The organism is Ruegeria sp. HKCCD7628, assembly GCF_057221005.1.
In genome coordinates this window covers 1,007,571-1,028,015 of record NZ_JBWVBA010000001.1, presented here as the reverse complement: position 1 = coordinate 1,028,015, position 20,445 = coordinate 1,007,571, and the positions used below count along the sequence as shown (strand labels likewise).

16 protein-coding genes are annotated in these 20,445 nt (G+C 58.7%); 4 read left to right on the top strand and 12 right to left on the bottom strand.

All coding sequences use genetic code 11. From position 1 onward, the window contains the following. Position 1: 1 nt before the first annotated feature. The 7 genes from AC2TAD_RS05110 to AC2TAD_RS05080 are packed head-to-tail and all read right to left on the bottom strand — an operon-like array spanning position 2 to position 6,505. Positions 2–493, bottom strand: a complete 492-nt coding sequence (locus AC2TAD_RS05110; RefSeq protein ID WP_480866331.1) for a class I SAM-dependent methyltransferase — start codon at positions 491–493, stop codon at positions 2–4. Next, a complete protein-coding gene (locus AC2TAD_RS05105; protein WP_480866330.1) occupies positions 490–1,254 on the bottom strand; it encodes a polysaccharide deacetylase family protein in 765 nt (254 codons plus the stop codon). Before AC2TAD_RS05105 ends, AC2TAD_RS05110 begins: the two co-directional genes overlap by 4 nt. Further along, positions 1,251–2,393, bottom strand: a complete 1,143-nt coding sequence (locus AC2TAD_RS05100; RefSeq protein ID WP_480866328.1) for a glycosyltransferase family protein — start codon at positions 2,391–2,393, stop codon at positions 1,251–1,253. Before AC2TAD_RS05100 ends, AC2TAD_RS05105 begins: the two co-directional genes overlap by 4 nt. Then, positions 2,390–2,974, bottom strand: coding sequence for a histidine phosphatase family protein (locus AC2TAD_RS05095; protein WP_480866326.1), 585 nt, complete (start codon positions 2,972–2,974; stop codon positions 2,390–2,392). Before AC2TAD_RS05095 ends, AC2TAD_RS05100 begins: the two co-directional genes overlap by 4 nt. After that, entirely contained in the window at positions 2,971–4,047 is a 1,077-nt protein-coding gene (locus tag AC2TAD_RS05090; RefSeq protein WP_480866324.1) for a glycosyltransferase family 4 protein, read from the bottom strand. The genes AC2TAD_RS05095 and AC2TAD_RS05090 overlap by 4 nt, the downstream gene beginning before the upstream one ends. Continuing rightward, positions 4,047–5,294, bottom strand: a complete 1,248-nt coding sequence (locus tag AC2TAD_RS05085) for a glycosyltransferase (protein WP_480866322.1) — start codon at positions 5,292–5,294, stop codon at positions 4,047–4,049. The genes AC2TAD_RS05090 and AC2TAD_RS05085 overlap by 1 nt, the downstream gene beginning before the upstream one ends. Further along, on the bottom strand, positions 5,291–6,505 hold the full coding sequence (locus AC2TAD_RS05080; RefSeq protein ID WP_480866320.1) for a glycosyltransferase family protein: 1,215 nt from the start codon (positions 6,503–6,505) through the stop codon (positions 5,291–5,293). Before AC2TAD_RS05080 ends, AC2TAD_RS05085 begins: the two co-directional genes overlap by 4 nt. A 368-nt stretch (positions 6,506–6,873) precedes the next feature. Between AC2TAD_RS05080 and AC2TAD_RS05075 the strand changes: the two genes are divergently transcribed. Continuing rightward, positions 6,874–9,249 carry a mechanosensitive ion channel domain-containing protein gene (locus AC2TAD_RS05075; protein ID WP_480866319.1) on the top strand — a complete coding sequence of 792 codons (2,376 nt, stop codon included), beginning with the start codon at positions 6,874–6,876 and terminating at the stop codon, positions 9,247–9,249. Positions 9,250–9,337: 88 nt separating this feature from the next. On the opposite strand, the gene AC2TAD_RS05070 is transcribed toward AC2TAD_RS05075, so the two are convergent. Genes AC2TAD_RS05070 through AC2TAD_RS05050 form a run of 5 tightly spaced genes read right to left on the bottom strand, consistent with a single transcriptional unit; the run spans position 9,338 to position 16,558 of the window. Beyond that, a complete protein-coding gene (locus tag AC2TAD_RS05070; protein WP_480866318.1) occupies positions 9,338–10,693 on the bottom strand; it encodes a CoA transferase in 1,356 nt (451 codons plus the stop codon). After that, entirely contained in the window at positions 10,690–11,844 is a 1,155-nt protein-coding gene (locus tag AC2TAD_RS05065) for an ABC transporter permease (protein ID WP_170354822.1), read from the bottom strand. Before AC2TAD_RS05065 ends, AC2TAD_RS05070 begins: the two co-directional genes overlap by 4 nt. Next, on the bottom strand, positions 11,841–12,869 hold the full coding sequence (locus tag AC2TAD_RS05060; protein WP_170753594.1) for an ABC transporter permease: 1,029 nt from the start codon (positions 12,867–12,869) through the stop codon (positions 11,841–11,843). Before AC2TAD_RS05060 ends, AC2TAD_RS05065 begins: the two co-directional genes overlap by 4 nt. Positions 12,870–12,882: 13 nt before the next feature. After that, the gene (locus AC2TAD_RS05055) at positions 12,883–14,772 is read right to left on the bottom strand and encodes an ABC transporter substrate-binding protein (protein WP_480866656.1); all 1,890 of its coding nucleotides are present in this window, start codon (positions 14,770–14,772) and stop codon (positions 12,883–12,885) included. A gap of 13 nt (positions 14,773–14,785) precedes the next feature. After that, positions 14,786–16,558 (bottom strand): ABC transporter ATP-binding protein, encoded by a 1,773-nt coding sequence (locus AC2TAD_RS05050; protein ID WP_170354825.1) that lies wholly within the window; start codon positions 16,556–16,558, stop codon positions 14,786–14,788. 200 nt (positions 16,559–16,758) lie between these two features. Between AC2TAD_RS05050 and AC2TAD_RS05045 the strand changes: the two genes are divergently transcribed. The 3 genes from AC2TAD_RS05045 (at position 16,759) to AC2TAD_RS05035 (ending at position 20,444) form a co-directional block, all read left to right on the top strand. Then, positions 16,759–17,289 (top strand): class I SAM-dependent methyltransferase, encoded by a 531-nt coding sequence (locus AC2TAD_RS05045; RefSeq protein WP_170753598.1) that lies wholly within the window; start codon positions 16,759–16,761, stop codon positions 17,287–17,289. An 11-nt stretch (positions 17,290–17,300) separates the two neighbouring features. Beyond that, positions 17,301–17,930, top strand: a complete 630-nt coding sequence (locus AC2TAD_RS05040; protein WP_480866316.1) for a glutathione S-transferase family protein — start codon at positions 17,301–17,303, stop codon at positions 17,928–17,930. Between the two features lie 111 nt (positions 17,931–18,041). Beyond that, positions 18,042–20,444: a GcvT family protein gene (locus AC2TAD_RS05035; protein ID WP_480866314.1), complete on the top strand. Its 2,403-nt coding sequence runs from the start codon at positions 18,042–18,044 to the stop codon at positions 20,442–20,444. Position 20,445: the final 1 nt, after the last annotated feature.

Below are 20,445 nucleotides of genomic sequence, written 5' to 3'. Positions count from 1 at the left end.
GTTAAATCACTACCAATTGGGCTCGGTAGAAAAGATATCGGTCCGGGGCAATGGTTTCCGGCCCGGCAATCTGGTCGAAACCAACCAGTGGCTGACCCGATATCAATAGCCCTCCGGGCAGCATGACCTGCGCGATCAGCGGGCTGAGGCGGGCTGCCTCGGCCACATCGTCTTCCTTGACGCCACGCCCGAAATCATAATGTGCCAACGCAATCTTGGGGCCGCCTTGTGCCAGCTTCTCCAACATCGGCTCGGCCTCGCCTTGCAGGAAATCCTCGGCCGGCGGAGTGCTGGAGGGATGGCATTGTAGCACCCGGTCCATCACCCAGATGCGCCGGTCGGACAGGATCTCGCGCAGGTGGTCATAGGTGCGGCCATTGCCCAGGCCCATGTCCAGAACGTCGCCGGGGTGATCCGCGATCTGTTCTACGGCCCAGTTCAGCCCATCGCGTTGGGCGGTCAGGCGGCGCAGCATTGAATCCAGTCGGCTCATTCGGGTCTCCGTATTTCGTTGGTCGCGACCCAGGGGACGCCGGGTCCATCCAGAAGAAGGTGCAAAAGGTCGTGGGTAAAGGCCCAGATCGCGTCATCATGCGCGAGGTGGTGGGTCAGAATGCCGAAGGGTTCGGAATTATCGCTGCGGCCTTCTCGTCGATCTCGCAATAACGCGGTTGTCGTGTCAATCAGACGCTCGGGCGACACTAGCCCCCGCGAGCCGCGCCAATCTATCGGATCAAGATGCGTGTTGACCAGGTGCAACCCGGGCGCGGCGGTGGGCGTGGCCCGAGGCGTGGCCGTGGACAAAATGCGATAGCCCAGTGCAGGCAGTTCCGCGACGACCTCGGGCGCGATACGGTTCCAGGGCGGTACGAACATAGGCGCCAAACGCTCGCCGAACAGATCCTGCAGCCGGTCCAACCCCTGCTGTGCGTCGCCAATGATCGTTGGCATCGACCGGTGCATCCGAAACTCGGATTTCTTTTCCTGCTTGGGCGCGTGGTTCAGATGCGCCCATCCATGGACGACGGGGATCAGGGTGCTGCTGTCGACCCGGGCGACAAGGCTTGTGTCGCACGTCTTTGGAATGACAGCCAGGTGAACTGGTACCCCAAGTGTATCCGACAGGGCGATCAGTCGGTCAAGCTGCGGTGTTGCCGAGATAGCATCATCGTCACGCCACCATAGGGGCAAAGACAGTCTGTGCTGTTCCCACACGGCCAATTCGTCCTGTAGTGGGCGCCAGTTGGGAATCATATACGGCCCTCCAACAGCGTCTTCGCGATCTCGACGGTTTTGGCAGCCCCGTCAAACCCACGGTCGGGAACGGTTCGTTCAGGGCCCGATGTCGCACTTACTATCGCCCGAGCCAGCAGTTCTGCATCTAGCATCTGGCTTGGAATGACTTCGATGGCTGGAAGGGCGTCTAGTGTTCGTGCGCGCAGCGTCTGCTCAACTTCGCTGCCGTCGTCGAAAGGGACAAACACGGATGGGGTTCCGGTCTGCAGAATATCCAGGGCGGTGTTGTATCCGCACATGCTGACCGATGCGGCTGCGATTGGCAGCATTTGTCGAAAATCGGGCCTCACCGGTTCCAACGTAACCGGCGCATCCTTGACCAAAGGCGTCAGCTGTTTGATGCGCGCTTGGGCATCCTGGCCTCCGACCAGCAGGCGCCAGCGCCTGTTGGGCATCTTTCGGGCAGCCTCGATGGCTGTCTGAAAGATCGGCTGTCCAACCGACCCTCCGCCTGCACTGACAAGGATTTCACCTTCACCAGTGCGCTGTGGGTGCGCGGTCGGCGCGTCAGGCGCAACGAATCCGGTATAGTGCAACCGCTTCTGAAGTTGCTCGGAAACCGGCCAGCTGACCTCAAGCGGGATGACTGTTTGATCCGAATGCACAAGGACACCGTCGTAGTGTTCGGATATGATCTGATCTGTCCGTTCAGCCTTGGAGGGCTTCGAGGGCGGCGCAAGAATGTCTCGGACCGATCCCAAGATGACAGGAGGTCGGGGGAACGCACGGGCCGCGTCCAAGGCGGCGGTGAACTCGGCTGACAACGACCTGCGCCCGAACGGGTACAACTCGGTGATCAGTACGTCCGGTGAGAAGCTTCTGACAGCTTTGGTCAGGGCAACACTACGAGCGGACATGTAATCCGCATCTGCCACCTCACCTGATTGCGTCAGCAGGCGCGTAAAGTTGGTACCGTCTGACCGCAGTGGGGGCAGCCCCAGCAAAGACATCCCAAAACTGTCCAGTTGGGGCGCAGGCATGCCACCAGATACTGTCAGAACTTCGTGCCCCGCTTGCACAAAAGCGCGTCCAAGGGTCAAGGCGCGACTCAAATGTCCGGTGCCCAGCAGGTGGGTGACCACGATCATCACTTTCATGCGACGGGCTCCGAGCGGATCAGGCGCACGGGCTCAGGCCACGCGCGCAGAGGTTGTGTTTCAACGATATACAGTCTGTTGCGTTTGATTTTAAAGGGGGGCGGCCCGTCGAAATTCCAATCCCATGCACTGGCCAGAATGACACGCATGATGCCTATGTGACAGACGGCCACCGTATCGGCCTGTAAGCCGTCAAGCCAGGGGCGCACGCGGTGCCAAAGCTCTGCGGGGCTTTCTCCGCCGGGTGGGCGAAACTGCCAGCTCCAATCTTCGATGTGGCGATAACCGCTGTCAGGGTCCGCGATCAGGTCGACCCCGCGCAACCCTTCCCATTCGCCCCAGTTCATCTCAGTCAAAGCGTCGTGGGTGTCTGGGGTGCGCCCAGAGACCAGACGCGCTGTTTCAACTGCGCGTTGCAGCGGGCTGGACCAGAGCTCGGCTTTATCCCAAGGTTCGGGCAGAGCATAACCCGCAAGATCCTGACGGGCATCATCGTCCAACGGAATATCACTGCGTCCCTGAATCCGGCCTGCGCGGTTCCAAGGTGTATGACCATGGCGGAGCAGCGCAAGTCTCGTCATCCCCGACCCTCGATCAAGGGGCGGACAGCTTTCCAAAAAGTCTCGGTTGCGTTCGGCAAAAGGTGACGGGCAGCGACGTAGGCGCGCGCCTCGGTTCCGGTTTTCAGGCGCTGCGTGTGGTCACGCAGCAGGCTTTGTAAATGTGCCGCTAGCCCTGCTGGCCCTGTCTCGGCCTTGGGGTAGGTCGAGGGCAGCAAAACATCCCGCACGCCGGGTCTATCCTGCGCAACAACTGGAACACCGCTGGCCTGCGCCTCAAGGTAGATCATACCATACGCCTCATTCACGCCCGGCCAGAGCAGGACCGACGCGGTGTCATAGCACATCTGAACTGCAGCACGGTCAAGTTGCCCCAGAAAGCGCACTTTGGACCCGAACCGGGCCATCATGGCCTCAACTTCGGGTCTGACGGGCCCATCGCCGACAATGTTCAAAGCCCATTGGCCTTTCAGATGCGCCAATGTTTGGGCCAGTATGTCGTAAGAAGCCAGCTTGTCGCCGTGGCGCATCATCGCGACCGTCAACATCGGCCCATCACATGAAGACGCCTCTGGCAAGTCTTCTGCGGGCAGGAACGGCGGCAGCTCGATCAGTTTCTGCGAGCCGAACCTTTCGCGCTCTAGGGTAATCAGGTCGTTCGCGGTGTGATAAAAGATCACGTCGGCCGCGTCACAAGCATTGTGTGCGGCTTTGGCGAAACCCGCCCAAGGGCCGGTCAAGCGGCTGGTCGCGCGCGTGCTTTCCAACTGAACATAGGGAATTCCTCGGGCGGAGCTGACACGTGGACCCAGCAAATCGGGGGCCTTGTAATAGTTGTGGTAGGTCACCCAAAGCGCGGTGTTTGTGGGCAATTCTGTTACAAGACGCTCTGCTTCGCGTTCCGCGGCTTCGTGCAGCTGCGTCTGAACCCGCGTGTCCCCGGTTTTGTCGTAGAGGCGAAGGGACGAGGCCAGCTCGACCGTATCACCCTGCGCGGCGATTGCGGTCATCAAGTTCCGGGCCATTTCCCTATCGCCGGACGGCACCGGGCTGTCCGGGGATTTCATCGGAGCGTAGAACGCAACCCGCGCCATCAGCCCCTGTCCGCCCCCAGAGCGGTCAGACGTTTGGACAAAAGTGCGATTCCGGGGTCCATACGGAAGTCAGCGATCAACCTGTCATAGGCCGCTTTCGCCATGTTTTCAGTTGATCCAGGGTCGGCTGCCATGCTGGAAATGGCCGCCGCCAGCGCGGTGGGGTCATCACTGGACAGCACACCGTGGGTTCCTGTTTCGATGAATTCGGGAATGGCCGAGACCGGGGTCGACAGGATCGGCAGCCGCTGAGACGCAGCCTCCATCAGCACATTGGGCAACCCGTCGCGATCTCCGTCCGTGGCAATGCGGCTGGGCAGCACAAACAGGTCCGCCTCGCGCATGGCGGCAATCACCTCGGGTTGGTCGCACGCGCCTTTCCAAGACAGGCGGTCCGCGACCCCTAAATCTTGTGCGAGGGTGCGTAGCGCGTCCCCCAAAGCGCCGCCGCCGATATGGGTCCAGTGCCAGTCCAGGGTTGTGGGCAATAAGGCGAAAGCGTCGAGCAGGCGGTCAAAGCCCTTTTTCTCGACCAGACGCCCTACGGAGAGCATGTGGAAGGGTGCATCGGGCGCGCGTGGGTTACGTTTCGGAGGAGACGGAAAACGGCTCAGGTCCAACCCGTGATAGATCAGATCAACGCGCGCGGGGTCATCGGCAAGGCTGCGCAGATGGTTTGCGCCAACGGCGGTGCATGTGGCGCCAAAAGATGCACCATGCGTTTCAGCGTGCAGTTTCTCGGCCTTTTCCCATTCGGGCGAGGTCCAGATGTCTTTGGCATGGGCGGAAAAGCTCCACGGTAGTCCCCGCATGATGGCGGCATAGCGTGCGACCGAAGACGGGGTATGCATAAAATGCGCATACAGGACACGTGTATCCTGCGGCAGTTCGGCGGCCAGAACGCACGCCTGCCCAAAGCGTCGGATGCGGTTATGTGTGGGGTCGCGGCGCAGATCAGCGCGCCAGATTCGGTATGCTTCGCCATAGCCGGGCATGGCGCGTGCAACAGCGCGGGCGGCCCAAACGCGCTGGGGTTCCTGATATAGGTATTCGGGTAGGTAATGGACCTGCCCTGTGAACCTTTCGTGCAGGGGATGACGTTTGACGTCAGTAGGATGGCGAAGCGACCAGATGTCAAACCGGTGGCCCGCATCCTGCAATGCTACCAATTCTTGCGCGATAAACGTTTCCGACAGGCGCGGCCATCCTTTGACCAGCACCGCCAGTTTCGGTTGTGTAAGGCTCATCCGGTGGCCCGTTCCTGCTCTCCGGTCAGCAAGGCGTGTGCTCGACTTGTGACATAGTCCAGACCGTCCAGCAGCCCATCGCAGATGACCTCGGATGGAAGGGACTGATTGGGCAATGCTCGGATGGCATTGATCATCGCATCGGTCGTCAACCCATCGCGGCTTTCGTCGAGCATTCGAACAAGGCCCAGTTCTTCGGCGCGCGAGGCCCGGATCCATTGTTCCAGCCGGGGCGTGGTGCGGGGCACGATCACGGCACGCTTGTCAAATGACAGCACCTCGCAAAACGTGTTGTAGCCGCCCATACAGACCACACCCGCCGCACCGGCAAACAGGGTTTCGATCTGGGATTCAAATCCGACGGCCGTTACGCGACCGTTCAGGGCTGCGACGCGCGTTTCAAACTCTTCGCGCAGTTCTCCTGACAGGAAGGGGCCGTAAACTAGAACAGCCCGAGGCGAAAGCGTCGGGTCGTGCTCGTAGGCGGACAACACAAGGTTTACCATCGCCTTGCCATCGCCTCCGCCGCCGGGCGTGATCAGGATGTAAGGCTGCTCGGGCGGTTCTGCGACCGGTCCCAGATCGCGGCGCAAATATCCGGTCCAGTGCATACGCGCTTGGGTGGCAGGGCTAAGAGGCAACCCCTGTGTTGGATCATAGATCGACCGCAACCCATAGACCCAAATCTCATCATAATAGGTCTCGGTGGCATCCAGGGCTTCTTTTCGGTCCCATTCAGCGGCCAGCACTTCGGGCTCGTCTAACACGTCACGCAAGCCCAGGACGATCTGGGTTCGTTTGGTTTTCAAAAGGCAGTCCAGCGTTGGCAAAAGTTCCCCGCGAAATCCGGTGGGTTCTTTGTCAACGATCAGAACATCAGGATCGAATTGCTGAACGGCAGTTTGGATAAGGCTCGAGCGCAACTCCGTCACGTCTTCAATCCCCATCCCCATCGTCTGCGAGGCATAAGACCCGTCGGCGCGCTTGGTAACCCCCGGCAGGCGTACGTGGTCGACGCGACGGGGAAAGGTGAAGCGGCCTGCAACTGGAGACCCGGTCAAGATCAACGCCGAAGCCGAAGGATCAGCCTGAGTTATTGCAGCTGCCAAAGCACGGGATCTGCGCAAATGCCCCAATCCGAACGTATCATGGCTGTAGAACAGGATGCGAGGCGCACGGCCGGTTTTGTCGTTTTGTTTTCCTAGGCTCATTCTTTCGCCCGTCTTAGTGTCTGAGTGCAACTCCGCGCGCTTGCACGTCTATCGTATTTGTTTTTCGGCTGCTTGTAAAAAACTCTGCTTTGACCTGCCGAAACCGACAAACATGGCGAATTGGCTACATGTTGTAGATCCTTTCTGTGGTTCGCCGTGTTTTCCACCAATGGATACAACCATCTAAGCCGTGCAACGCACCCCGCTCCTCATATTCAGTTTTTGTCAGATTGGAAACACTCGACACGTGCCTATTGTACCGCGCACCCAGTAAAAAACCGTTCCCGAAAACAAGCGGTTGATGATTTGAACACGCAAATGTGCTTTTGTATTGTGCGTTGCAAATGTCGAACTGGATAGAATCCCCTATGAAACCAAGATTTGGTGCCATCCTTGCCCTGTTGATCTGGGCGACCACTTTGGTGTTTGCAGTCGGGGCCACAGCGCAGACCTCGCTTATACCCGGTTATACAACGAACTCTGATACTGCAGCATCTACGACCGAAGAGGGCGACCTGGCTACTGCCATCCGGTCGGCCACCGAGGCCGGAGCCAGTGTCATCGTTATCGACAGTGCGGGCAAAGTCGTGTCTTCGGGTCAACAAACAGTATCGGCTGACGGTGCGGGCCCTTCAGACCCGATGTCTGATGGCTCTCAACTTATGAAAGCGCAGGAGAGGTTCTCTAAGTTCCGCGAGTCGATGCAATCCCGGCTCGAGGCGCTTCCCTATTCGATCTTCGAGGTCAAATACGTCCTGCGTCAGACCAGCCCCGATGGTCGGATACAGACCTATGTCGAGGTGCTGTTCTGGAACATCCTGTTCCTGCTGCTGGGGCGTTGGCTCTCAACCGAGATTTACGGCAAGCGCATTGCCAAAGGGATTGTCGTCGCGCGGTCCAAGGAAAACCCGCAAGGTTATCGCGAAAAAATGCCGTTTCTGGTGTTCCGCTTCCTTATGGGGATCGGGGGCACGATCTTTGCCATGCTGATGGCCCTGATCGTCGGGTTCCTGTTCTTTGGCGAGGCTGAGGACATCTCGATCCAGTTTACGGTAACAGCGATTTTCGCGGCCTTCTTCCTGTCGCGCACGGTCTCTGATCTTTGGCGCATGGTATTGTCACCGTATCTCAGCCAGTACCGGCTGCCGCCCTTTTCCGACCGGGACGCCAAGCGGCTTTATATCTGGGCATCGGCGATCGCGACTTACGACATTTCGGTCGTGATGTTTTCGACATGGGTTGCGGATTTCGGGTTGAACTACAACGTCTATGCCATGGTCTATGGCGGTCTGACTATGCTGGGCGCGTTGGGCAATGTTCTGATGATACTGTTCAACGGCCGTGCAATTTCCAATGCCATCCGGGGCGGGCGAGCCAAAGAACAAGTGTCATGGATACTGCGCTTTATCTCTTTGGCGTGGGCGCCAGTTTTGATCCTGTATATCGTTTTCAGTTGGTTCAAACTGGCCGTCGATCTTGTGCTGGAGAATGAAAACTCGATCCCTATTGTTGCCAGCAGCTATGCCATCTTCATGTCGGTCGTGATTGCTTATGGCGCGATGAACTATCTGCTCGAGCGGTATTTTGACCGAAACCGTCAGATAGAAGAAATGAACGCCGAAGGTGAGGTCAGCCCAGTGGAAGTGGTTATAGAGACCCCTCTGGCCGAAAAACGCGCGCATTCGATTGTGACCTATGAGGATCTGGCCCGTCGTGTCGCGGGTATCCTGGCCTTTGTGGTGGGCCTTTATGCGCTGGTTGTCATCTGGAACCCGGATGCCAGCTGGAGCGAGGAACTGCCCATCGAACGGTTCCTGGATGTGATGGTCATCATGTTCATCGGCTATATCCTGTTCCATTTCTTCCGCATCTGGATCGATACGAAGATCGCAGAAGAGATTGACGATGGCGGTGCCGAGGCCGAGTTGGGTGATGAAGGAGGTGAAGGTGGGCAGAGCCGCCTTGCCACTTTGCTACCCCTGTTCCGGGGGGCCATATTGGCTGTGGTCGTTGTCACCATTGTCCTGATCGCACTGATGGAGCTGGGCATCAATGTCAGCCCGCTATTTGCTGGCGCGGGTGTCGTTGGTCTGGCCGTGGGATTTGGCTCTCAGACCCTTGTGCGGGATATCTTCTCGGGGGCATTCTTCCTAATGGATGACGCGTTTCGCAAAGGGGAATATATCGACATTGGCGATGTGAAAGGCACGGTCGAAAAGATTTCGGTCCGGTCGTTCCAGTTGCGCCACCACTTAGGTGCGCTGAACACCATCCCCTTTGGCGAGATCAAAGTGCTGACGAACTATTCTCGTGACTGGGTGATTATGAAGCTGCCCTTGCGGGTGACTTATGACACCGATGTCGAGAAGGTGCGTAAGCTGATCAAGAAGCTGGGTCAGCAATTGCTGAGTGACCCTGTGATCGGCGACAATTTCATTCAGCCGCTCAAGTCTCAGGGTGTGATCGAGATGCAGGATTCAGCGATGATCATCCGCGTCAAGTTCATGACCAAGCCTGGCGATCAGTGGCTGGTACGCAAGAAGGTTTATCAGGAAATTCGCGAACTGTTCGCGCGCGAAGGTATCCGCTTCGCCCATCGAGAAGTGACAGTGCGCTTGGCCGATGAAAAAGCTACCGAAGATCTGACGCCGAAACAGCGCGAGGCAGTAACGGGCGCTGTTCAGGCCGCGATTGACGAGGACTATCTGGACGATATCGGCCCTGGTGGAGGGGATGACAGGTAGGACGCGCTCCCGCCTCTTTTGGACACGTCTCTGACGAGACGCACTCAAAAGCGTTGGGCCGGGCCGCGCGTTCCGCGCGGCGGTTGCGCTATGGCTTAAGCGAAGGCCAGATGGGATCAGACGTTCCCAGTTTGGAGGCAGGCCGGGACCAGATCATATCCGTGCCACCCACGCGAAGGGCTGGTTTGAGGCGATGGCCGACACCCCAGTCGGATTTCTCAGGGGCCTGCGCATAATCGGTTGGGTTGGCGCGAGTGATTTCATTTGAGGTTTCGGCTTTACCCAACACGGCCAGCAACTCGGCCGTTCGGGCCAGAGACAGTCGCGCCTGCATGATCGAATTGCCCAAGGCTGCTTCGGACAACGCCGACAGCGCTGCGGCCGCCATCAGATAGCCGGTCGCGTGATCCAACGCCTGAACCGGCAGCGGCGTTGGTTTATCTGCTTTGGCCCAGCTGCGCCCGGCATCCGCGATGCCCGCGCTCATCTGCACGAGGCTGTCAAAACCGCGCCGATTGGACCAAGGTCCCAACCAGCCATAGGCATTCAAGGTGACTTCAATGCGGTTGGGTGCCAGCGCATCCCGTTTCGTCTGTGTCAGGCCAAGCGCGTCCAGTGCGCCAGGGCGATAACCATGCACGAACACATCCGTCTGAGAGAGAAGGTCTTGCACGGCTTCAAGGCCGGCGGGTGTTTTCATATCCAGATAGGCGCAACGCTTGCCCAGCGAAATATCGGGGATCACGCCGGGTTCGTCCCAGCCAGGGGGGTCGATGCGTAGAACTTCGGCGCCAAACCCCGCCAGCGTGCGCGTCGCAATCGGGCCTGCAAGTACGCGGGTCATGTCCAGAACGCGTAACCCTGCCAACGGACGTTCGGCTGTCGCTTGCGGTCGGTCGCGTAACGTAACTTGACGCGGATTGTGCCAGCCGATCAACGGATCGCGGGAGACAGCCCGGCCCTGTGGATGTTCCAGCCATTCCGAGCGGCTGCGCATTGCGGCTGTTGCTCCTCCCTCGGCCACTATGGCTGCTTCTAAATCGACGATAGACCATGTTCTGACTGCTTGGGCCACGGCATCCCTGTCAGGCTTGACCTTGAGAACTTTCAGGGCGGCCTGCCGATGGGCGGGCAGGTTCGTATGCAACCTGATCCAACCGTCGGATGCCTGATAGTCTCCGGCGATGGCGTCCCAGAGGCTGGGCATTTCCCACCCTTCCGGTTTGAACGAGAAACCGTACCACAGCGAGGCCAAACGGTGATCAACCGTTAATTCGGGCGCGTCGCTGACAAGGTTCAGCGACTTCATCAATCGGATGAGTTCCTGACCGACGGCCGCAAAGCTCGCGGTTGCCAGCTCGGACACGGCAAAAGCGCTGGGCCGCGCCCCGCTGCCGGTCACGCGGTAGCTGTCGGAAGCGGGAAGCGCAGAGAGCAGGGTCATTGTTGATAGGGGTCCAGACTGTCACGCAGCCCGTCGCCAAGGAAGTTGAAGGCCAGAACCACCACGATGATTGGTAGCATCGGAATTGCTGTCCACGGGTAGATCTCGATCGAAGCGAGGTTCTGGGCATCGTTCAACATTACGCCCCAACTGACGGCCGGAGCCCGCAAACCAAGTCCAAGGAAGGACAGTGCTGTTTCCCCAAGGATCATTGCAGGTATCGACAGCGTGGCCGAGGCGATCAGATGGGACATGAAGTTCGGCAGCAGGTGCTTGCGGATCACGCGGCCCGAACTTGCGCCCATCATCTCGGCAGCGCGGACGTATTCTTCTTCGCGCAGCGACAGGAACTTGGCGCGCACGGATCGCGCAAGGCCAGGCCAGTCTAATATCCCGAGGATGATCGAGATGATGAAGAACACAGCCACGGGGCTCCAGTTCGAGGGCACCGCCGCAGACAAGGCCAGCCACAAAGGCAGTTCGGGCAGTGACCGTAGAATCTCGATGACGCGGTTGATGACCCAGTCGATCTTGCCGCCGAAATAGCCCGCCATCGACCCGAACAAGATGCCCAGGAAGAACGACACCGAGATACCGATCAGACCCACCGTCAGCGACAGTTGCGCGCCATAGAGAATGCGGCTGAAGACATCCCGACCCAGACGGTCGGACCCCCACAGGAACAGCGTTGCGCCTTCGGGCGCACAGAACAAATGCGTGTCCGACTTGATCAGCCCCGCCAGCTTGTATTCGGCCCCTTCACAGAAGAACTGGAGCGGGCGCGGATCGCTGGTGTCGGTCACAGCTTTCCACTGGAAGGTCTCAAGGTCGGCCTCGATCACCGTCGGGTAGACAAACGGACCGACGAATTCGCCTTCGTGGAACCAGTTGACGCTTTGGGGCGGGGCATAAAGATGCTCGTCATTGCGTTCATTCGCACCATAGGGGGCAATGAACCCAGCAAAGGGCAGCATCAGGTAGCACAGCAGCAGGAAGATGCCCGAAATCAGGCCCAGTTTGTGGGTGCGGAATTTGCGCCAGACCAGCAGCCAGTTGGGGGCGTCCAGATCGGCGCGCTCAAGCTGTTGCAGGGCGGCGTCTGGATCGAAGGGTGCATCGTCGACATAACGATCATCAGAGCGTTTGGTCATGCTTCACGCCCCTCATACCGAATTCGCGGGTCCAGCATGACCAGCAAGATGTCCGAGATCATGGTCCCAATCAGCGTCAGCAGGGCCACAAACATCAGGATAAAGGCCGACAGGAACTGATCCTGCGTCTTGAGCGCCGTCAGCAGGGTCGGGCCAATGGTCTGCAAACCCAGCACCACCGAGACCAGGACCGACCCCGACACCATAGAGGGAAGCAAGTTGCCGATATCGGCCACAAACGGGTTGAAGGCCACGCGCAGGGGATACTTGGTCAACATCCGCGACGGTGCCATACCCTTCGCTATGGCGGTTTCCACATAGGGTTTGCCCAGCTCGTCCAGCATGTTCGCGCGTAGCCGCTGCATCATCGCGGACGCGCCCGAGGTGCCGATCACGAAGGTTGGAACAATCAGGTGGATCAGGATGGACTTCAGCTTGTCCCAGCTCATCGGCTGCCCCTCGTAGATCGGATCCATCAAACCCCCGATGGGTAGGTTGAAATATTGGTGACCGTAGTAGAACAAGATCAACGCCAGCAGAAAGTTTGGCGTGGCCAGACCCAGATACCCTACGAAAGCCGAGGTATAGTCGATCCAGGTCCGTGACCGCGCCGCCGCGAGTACGCCCAGCGGCAGGGCGACGGCATAAACAAACAGGATCGCGGCAAGGTTCACCACAACGGTCAGCCACAGGGTGTCGCCCACGATCTCGGCTACGGGACGATCGAACTCGAAGGACCAGCCGTAGTTGCCTTGTATCAGGCCTTCAAACCCATGTGGCCCGGGCCAGAACCCCATCCAGATCAGGTATTGTTCCCACATCGGACGGTCCAGAGCGTATTCTGTGCGTAGAAATTCCGCCTTGGCTACACCTGCAGACTGACCCGATGCCTGAAGCTCTGCGATCTGGTTGCTGAGGTAATCTCCGGGCGGCAGGTTGATGATCACGAAGATCAGCACTGACACCACAAGCAGCGTCAGCAGCATCGTGAAAAAGCGATACACCACGTAGCGCAGCATTACCATTTAGCTGCTCCTGTCAGTCGGCGAAGAAGAACTCGTCGGGTCGGTGAATACCAAAATGCGCGCCGGGTTCCCATGCCCACATGGCCTGTTCGGGTACGTTGCGCAGACGGTTCGATACTACGACGGGTTGTGGGGCACCATTCAGGATACCAATCGCATAAAGCTGGTCAGCGTGGATCTTCAGCATCTCGGTCCACACGGCTTTGCGCTCATCATCTGTGGTCGCGATTTCCCAGTCATGAGCCAGTTCCATCAGCCGTGCGGCTTCAGGCATATCAGGGGCTTCCCCTACATCACCACCGGTTTGATAATATTGACCCCATTTCGGCCAAGCCAGAAACACCTGATCCGTTGGGGCCAGATAGGCAGGTGATGTGTGGGCTTGCGGAATGCCGTCATCCCAGCCGAACCAGACCGAGGCCATGGTGTTGCCCGCAAATACTCGGTTGCGCAGGATGTCGCGGTCCAGCGGGCGCATTACCAGATCAACACCAATCTCACGCCACGTATCTGTCACGATCTGCAGGGCATTCTCGACCTCCTGACGCTCGCCTGCGGTTTCGATGATCAGCTCCATCGGGCGACCGTCAGGCAGAAGGCGAACACCGTTCTTGTCGCGTTTGTTCAGCCCGGCTTCATCCAGCAATGCGTTGGCCTTGTCGATATCATACTGCGCCCAGGCCTTGGCGTTTTCTTCGTTGTAGAAAGGAGAGGCCGGCAGGACCGACATCGCGCCCGGCTGTGCCAGTTTGAAATATAGCGCCTGATTTATCGTCTTGCGGTCGATGGCCAGCGAAAGCGCGCGCCGTACGCGCACGTCACGCAGTACATCACGCCAGCCTTCATCGGAATAGTTCAAGTTGGGATAAATCGCGATCTGGGACGCAACACCAGTTTTCCAAAGCAGTGTCTTGTAGTCCCCGCCGGCTTCACCTTTTTTCAGGATCGACGCATCCCGGAACGCCAGCCCGCGACCTTGAAGATCGGTCTCGCCTGCGTTGGTTTTTGCGGCAACCAGACCGGGTGCCACGATCTCCATCTCGACCACGTCGATATAGGGCAGTTGGACGCCCTTGCTGTCGATACGGTGGTAGTAAGGATTGCGCACGAAATTGTGCCGGATCTTTTTACCTGAGCTGGCGTTCAGCCAGGGTTGCAGTGTCGGCAACTCGTGATTGTCGAACTTATAGAGGTTGTCGAGTTTGTTGTGCAGTGCAGCCCAGCTTTTGACGCGGGCGTCCTCGACGTAAAAGGCCAGCTCCTCTGCATCTGCGAACTTCTCGTGATATTGTTTCAAAAACTCAGATGGGCGGTAGATAAACGGCGGGCGCGCCTGAGCAAGCGACTGCAGGAAATCCGGGTTTGGGTCTTCCCATTCAAAAACAACGGTTGTTTCATCCGGGAAGGTGACGGTCGGTGTCTTGCCTTCGACGATCAGAAAATCTGGTGGTCCCGACGGGCTGAGCAATTCATTGTTTGCCACGTCCTCCCACCAATACCGGAAATCCTCGGATGTGAAGGGGGATCCATCCGACCATTTGTGGCCTTCGCGTAGGTTCAGAGTGAATTTCCGGTTGTCTTCGGTGTCAAAGGATTCCAGCAGATCGGGCACGATTTCGTAGTTCTCATCGAACCCTACCAGCCGGGCGTAGCCATAGACGACCATCTGCCGGATGTCCTTCGAACGGGTAACCATGGTTCGCAAGGTTCCTCCCGGAGTGCCGAATTCGCGCCCCTTGGCGTTCAGATCGACGATCAGTGGTTCGGCGGGTAGGCGTTCTTGCACAGGGGGGAGGTTCCCGGCAGCCACTTCGGCTTGCCAGAAAGCGCTTTCCTGCGGGGTGGGTGTCTCGGCCACGACGGGCGGAAACCAAAACGCAGACAGGGCGGCTGCCAGGATCATGGGGCGAGGGGTCTTAAACATGGCATCGTACCTTATGGCCGGGCTCCATCTCTACCAACGAAGGTATCACGGAGTCCGTAAATCGGAAGGCGTCTTCCCAACTGTCGGGGGAACCGGCGCCCAAAGCAACCAAATTCAGGTCAATGGGCCGGTTGATGTCGGGTTCCGGTTGAGCGGCAATCAGCGCCTTTGTGTAGGGGTGGTGCGGGTTGTAGAACAGGGTCTCGGGCGGCGCTTGTTCCACCACAAGACCCCGGCGCATCACCGCGACTTCGTCGGCAATGCGGGCCACGACAGCAAGGTCGTGAGAAATAAAGAAGTAAGACAGGTTCAGGCTGTCCTGCAGGTTTTCCAGCAAGGTCAGGATCTGCTCTTGCACAGAAACGTCCAATGCCGAGGTCGGCTCGTCGCAGACAATCAGCTGTGGGTCCAGCATCATTGCCCGTGCGATCGACAGACGCTGTCTCTGGCCGCCCGAGAACGCATGCGGGTAGCGCTTTAGCATGTCGGCATTCAAACCGACGCGTTTCAACATGTCTGCCGCTTTGTCACGTTGTTCAGCTGGTGAGCCGATATTGTGAATCTCAAGCGGCTCGGTCATGGCGTCCTGAATGCGCATGCGCGGGCTGAGTGAGCTGTAAGGGTCCTGAAACACCATCTGAGCCTTGCGCTGAAACGCGGTGCGCTGGGCGCGGGTCATTTTATGGACCGTGATCGGATCGGCGTCGGGCGCGGTGCGAAACAGCACCTCGCCGCCCGGATCGGGGGGCTCGGCCCCTAGTGCAATACGGGCTGCGGTGGTTTTGCCCGATCCGCTTTCACCGACGATGGCCAGTGTCTTGCCGCGCGCCAGATTCAGATCGACGCCCCGACACGCGTAGATCATTCGATCGCCCTGCCAACCCTTGCTGGAGCGCATCGTATAGGTTTTGGACACATCCTTCATTTGCAGGATGAGGTCCTCATGGGGCATGGGCAGCCCTACTGCGTCCTTTTCAGGAATCGCGGGCGCGGCATTGAACAATTGCTGCGTGTATGGATGCGCTGGCGCGGTCAGAATTGGCGCAGCAGCGCCGGCCTCCATGACGCGGCCTTTGTGCATGACGACCACTTGTTCGGCCATGTTCGCCACCACGCCCAGATCGTGTGTCACAAGGATAAGCGCCATGCCCGTCTCGCGCTGCAGCTCCTTGATTAGCCCCAGCACCTGCGCCTGAGTGGTCACGTCCAACGCGGTGGTCGGCTCATCCGCGATCAGCAGCTCTGGCTTGGCGACCATCGCCATCGCGATCATCGCGCGTTGCCGCATCCCGCCGGACAGCTCGAACGGATAAGAATCATAGGCGCGCTGCGGATCGGGGAACCCAACGCGTTCGAATTGGGTCAGAACCTCTTTACGGGCTTGCGCCTCAGATGCGCCGCGATGCAACCACAGAACTTCGCTGACCTGATTGCCGATCTTGTGCAGCGGCGACAGCGACCGCATCGGTTCCTGAAAGATCATCGAGACCCGATTGCCGCGAATGTCGCGCATCTGGCGCTCGCTGATCGCGGTCAGGTTTTCCATGCCTTTGGAATCATTCAGAGTAATGGTCCCGCTGCGAATTTGCGCCGTGCGTGGGAGGATCCGAAGTGCTGCGCGGCACGAGATGGTTTTGCCAGAGCCGGACTCGCCCACCAGTGCCAAAGTCTGCCCGGCCTCGACGTCAAAACTGACACCTTGAACAACGGCCTCACCAGCACCGAACCCGATGCTAAGATCCCTGACAGACAACAACGCAGTCATGCGGGTTTTCCACCCGTTCGGCCGTCACTCGGCATAGGCTTGATCAACTCCCCGTGTTTTTTGACGCAGTTTCGCGCGGTTGCCCCTGTTTAGTCAAACCCGTTCTTGTGTTGAAATGTCGCGGAAATATGAAACTGCGGCGAAATTGCCTACACAAACCCTTGATGATTTGTCATCACAGGCGGTGTCGTTGCCTTGTTATGCGTCGGCAACTATCAAGGAGAGATTTCCCAGTGTCCGATCCCCAAAGTCGTCTTGATCTGTTTATCGACCGTATGGTCTCGCAAAGGGCTTGTCTGGACTTTGCCATTGACCAGACCCAGGACATGCCGGGACCGGTGTTCGAATTGGGGCTGGGCAATGGTCGCACCTATCATCACATGGTGCAGTATGTGCGGAACCGACCGGTCTATGTGTTCGAACGCGCGGTCGCGTCACACCCGGACTCGACACCTCCGGACGATCTGGTGATTCTGGGGGATGTCCGCGAGACGTTGCCGGCATCGCTGGACCGTTTTGGCGCAACCGCCAGCCTGATTCATGCTGACCTTGGCGGGCATAACCGCGAAAAGAACGACGCTTTCGCGCGGTTTGTATCCCCTCTGATCGAGCCGTTGCTGGCCGAGGGCGGACTGATGGTGTCTAGCGACCGCATGTATTTTGACGGATTGACCGAGTTGCCTTTGCCCGACGGGGCCGTCGCGGGGCGCTGTTTCGTCTATCGCCGCTGAAGGGGAGGCCAATGCTGTTTTATGATTGCTCGACCGCACCTAATCCGCGCCGTGCGCGGATGTTCTTAGCTGAAAAAGGGCTTGAAATTGAGACGCGTGACATCTCGATCGCCAAAGGCGAGCAGTTGAGCAATGAATTCCTTGCGGTCAATCCAAATGGCACTATTCCCGTACTGGTCACAGATGAGGGGACCGCGTTGACCGAAAACCTTGGCATCGCGGCGTATCTCGAAGCCCGCTTCCCCGAACCGCCGCTGATGGGCCGTACCTCTGACGAAAAGGGGTTGGTTCTGATGTGGAACAGTATTGTCGAACAGCAAGGCGGTGCGCCGGTCGCCGAGGCGCTGCGCAATACCCATCCCGTTTTCGAAGGTCGCGCGATTCCCGGCCCGGCGAATTATGCGCAAATCCCGGAATTGGCCCAACGCGGGATCGAAAGGGTGAGGCGATTCCTCGACATGCTCGAAGGGCGCTTAGCGGAAAGTGCCTATGTCGCAGGTCCGGAGTTTACCCTGGCTGATATCTCGGCCTTTGTATTTGTAGATTTTGCGCGCGTCATAAAAATGCGGATTCCGCAAGAAAACAAAGCGACTCAGGCATGGTTCGATAAGGTCGCAGCGCGCCCCAGCGCCCAACTTTAATTTCGTTGAATTCAATCGACACAATTCGTCGTCACGAACTGTACATAAATGTCTAGACAGAAGTGAACAGTGCGTCTAGCGTCCCGTTTAAGTCATGCAGGGGAGAGCGGGATGAAGTCTCAGTATCGCGTTGTGGTTATCGGAGGCGGGGTCGTAGGCGCTTCGGTTTTGTATCATCTGGCCAAGTTCGGCTGGTCGGATGTGGTGATGCTTGAGCGACGACGGCTGGCCTCGGGGTCATCGTGGCACGCAGCGGGCGGTATTCACGCGCTGAATGCCGATCCAAACATGGCGGCGCTGCAAGCCTATACGATCGACCTGCTGAGTGAGATCGAGAAAGAATCAGGCCAGAATATCGGTTTGCACATGACCGGCGGTCTGACCTTGGCAGGTACGCCCGAACGGTGGGAGTGGTTGCAGGCGAATTACCGTATTTTCCAGTCCATCGGCATTGATGACTGCGAATTGTTGTCGCCGGAAGAGGCGCAGAAACGCTGCCCGATCATGTCCACCGATGGCGTCTTGGGCGCGATGTGGGCTGATCGCGAAGGCTATATCGACACGACTGGTACGGTCCAGGCCTACGCGACGGCGGCGAAAAAGCGCGGTGCGGAATACTATGAGGAAACCAAGGTCGAAAGCCTGACGCAGACGGCCGATGGGTGGGAGGTTGTGACCGACAAGGGCACGATCACCTGCGAGCATGTGGTCAACGCGGCGGGGCTCTGGGCGAAGCAGGTCGGGCGCATGGCGGGGGTAGAACTGCCGGTTTCTCCGCTGAAACACCACTATCTAATCACCGATACCGTGCCCGAGGTCGCGCAGGCCGATTTCGAGATGCCGATGACCGTGGACCTAGAAGGGTTCACCTATATGCGGCAGGACCAGAAAGGCGTTCTGGTCGGTATCTACGAGGTCGAGCACGAACACTGGGCCATGGACGGCGCGCCGTGGAAATATGGCGAGGAACTGTTTCAGGAACAGCTGGATCGGATCGAGAATGAGCTGACACTGGGTTTCGAACGCTACCCCTCGATCCAGAATGTGGGTATCAAGACTTGGGTGAACGGCGCCTTCACTTTTGCGCCGGACGGCAACCCTCTGGTCGGGCCGGTGCCGGGCAAGCGTGGCTATTGGTCGGCCTGTGCTGTGATGGCGGGCTTCCTGCAAGGTGGCGGCGTTGGCAAAACACTGGCCGAGTGGATGATCCATGGCGAGCCCGAAGCCGACGCGTGGCCGATGGACGTGGCCCGCTTTGGCGATTTTGCGCAAAACAAGCGCTATATCCGCGAAACCACGGGGCAGTTCTATTCACGCCGCTTCGTGATGACCTATCCGAACGAGCAATTGCCTGCGGGGCGTCCTCTGAAAATGGCCCCGGCGCATGATGCTATGACCGAAGCCGGGTGTAAGTGGGGCGTCAGCTGGGATCTGGAAGTGCCACTCTATTTTGCGCCGAAAGGGTTCGAGGAAACGCCAACCCTGAAACGGTCAAACGCGCATGACATCGTGGCTGAGGAGTGCAAGGTGATCCGCGAGGGTGTCGGTTTGATGGATATTACCGGCTTCTCGCGGTTCGAAGTCAGCGGCCCCAACGCGCAGGTTTGGCTGGACAGGGTGATGGCTTCGAAACTGCCTGCGCCGGGGCGTGCCAAGCTGGCCCCGATGCTGGGTGAGAACGGGCGGCTGAAGGGTGACCTGACCGTTCTGAACTGGGGCGACGGGACGTGGTGGATCATGGGCAGTTATTACCTGCGCGCCTGGCACATGCGGTGGTTCGATGACCACATGATCGACGGTGTCTCGGTCCGCGATCTGGGCGAAGAATATTGCGGGTTTGCGGTGGTTGGCCCGAAATCGCAGGCGGTGGTCGAGAAGCTGGCCGAGCAGGATATCTCGGGCCTGAAATTCATGGGCTGCGGCGAGTTCGATATTGGTTTGGTCCGCGCCCGCGTGGCCCGTATGTCTGTGACCGGCGAGAAGGGCTATGAGATCAACTGCCGCTATGGCGACCACATCAAACTGCGTCGGATTTTGCTGGAAGCCGGGGCCGACGAAGGTATCCGCGAATGTGGCTTCAACGCGATGCTGTCCACGCGGCTTGAAAAGAGCTTTGGCATCTGGTCGGCGGAATTCACGCAGCTTTATACGCCGGGCATGACCGGGATGGATCGCTGGATCGACTGGGACAAATCCTTTGTCGGCAAAGAGGCTGCCTTGGCGGAACGCGACGGCAACGGACCGGCCCAAGTGCAGGTCACGCTGGAGGTCGACGCATTGGACGCTGACGCCAGCGGGTACGAGCCCATCTGGGCGGACGGCGAACGCGTGGGCTTTGTGACCTCGGGCGGGTACGGCCACTATACCGGCAAATCGCTGGCAATGGCGCTGGTCAACCGAGACAAGGCCGAGCCGGGGACCGAGTTGTCAGTGCATGTGGTCGGTGTCGAACGCTCTGCACGGATCGTTGCGCCATCACCGTACGACCCACAAGGCAAAGCGATGCGAGGCTGAA

Excerpts from the sequence above, each read along its gene's own strand:
- AC2TAD_RS05100 (WP_480866328.1), bottom strand. The coding sequence starts at position 2,393 with ATGAAAGTGATGATCGTGGTCACCCACCTGCTGGGCACCGGACATTTG.
- AC2TAD_RS05065 (WP_170354822.1), bottom strand. The coding sequence starts at position 11,844 with ATGACCAAACGCTCTGATGATCGTTATGTCGACGATGCACCCTTCGAT.
- AC2TAD_RS05110 (WP_480866331.1), bottom strand. The coding sequence starts at position 493 with ATGAGCCGACTGGATTCAATGCTGCGCCGCCTGACCGCCCAACGCGAT.
- AC2TAD_RS05055 (WP_480866656.1), bottom strand. The coding sequence starts at position 14,772 with ATGATCCTGGCAGCCGCCCTGTCTGCGTTTTGGTTTCCGCCCGTCGTG.
- AC2TAD_RS05070 (WP_480866318.1), bottom strand. The coding sequence starts at position 10,693 with ATGACCCTGCTCTCTGCGCTTCCCGCTTCCGACAGCTACCGCGTGACC.
- AC2TAD_RS05105 (WP_480866330.1), bottom strand. The coding sequence starts at position 1,254 with ATGATTCCCAACTGGCGCCCACTACAGGACGAATTGGCCGTGTGGGAA.
- AC2TAD_RS05080 (WP_480866320.1), bottom strand. The coding sequence starts at position 6,505 with ATGAGCCTAGGAAAACAAAACGACAAAACCGGCCGTGCGCCTCGCATC.
- AC2TAD_RS05060 (WP_170753594.1), bottom strand. The coding sequence starts at position 12,869 with ATGGTAATGCTGCGCTACGTGGTGTATCGCTTTTTCACGATGCTGCTG.
- AC2TAD_RS05040 (WP_480866316.1), top strand. The coding sequence starts at position 17,301 with ATGCTGTTTTATGATTGCTCGACCGCACCTAATCCGCGCCGTGCGCGG.
- AC2TAD_RS05035 (WP_480866314.1), top strand. The coding sequence starts at position 18,042 with ATGAAGTCTCAGTATCGCGTTGTGGTTATCGGAGGCGGGGTCGTAGGC.
- AC2TAD_RS05095 (WP_480866326.1), bottom strand. The coding sequence starts at position 2,974 with ATGACGAGACTTGCGCTGCTCCGCCATGGTCATACACCTTGGAACCGC.
- AC2TAD_RS05045 (WP_170753598.1), top strand. The coding sequence starts at position 16,759 with ATGCGTCGGCAACTATCAAGGAGAGATTTCCCAGTGTCCGATCCCCAA.
- AC2TAD_RS05075 (WP_480866319.1), top strand. The coding sequence starts at position 6,874 with ATGAAACCAAGATTTGGTGCCATCCTTGCCCTGTTGATCTGGGCGACC.
- AC2TAD_RS05050 (WP_170354825.1), bottom strand. The coding sequence starts at position 16,558 with ATGACTGCGTTGTTGTCTGTCAGGGATCTTAGCATCGGGTTCGGTGCT.
- AC2TAD_RS05085 (WP_480866322.1), bottom strand. The coding sequence starts at position 5,294 with ATGAGCCTTACACAACCGAAACTGGCGGTGCTGGTCAAAGGATGGCCG.
- AC2TAD_RS05090 (WP_480866324.1), bottom strand. The coding sequence starts at position 4,047 with ATGGCGCGGGTTGCGTTCTACGCTCCGATGAAATCCCCGGACAGCCCG.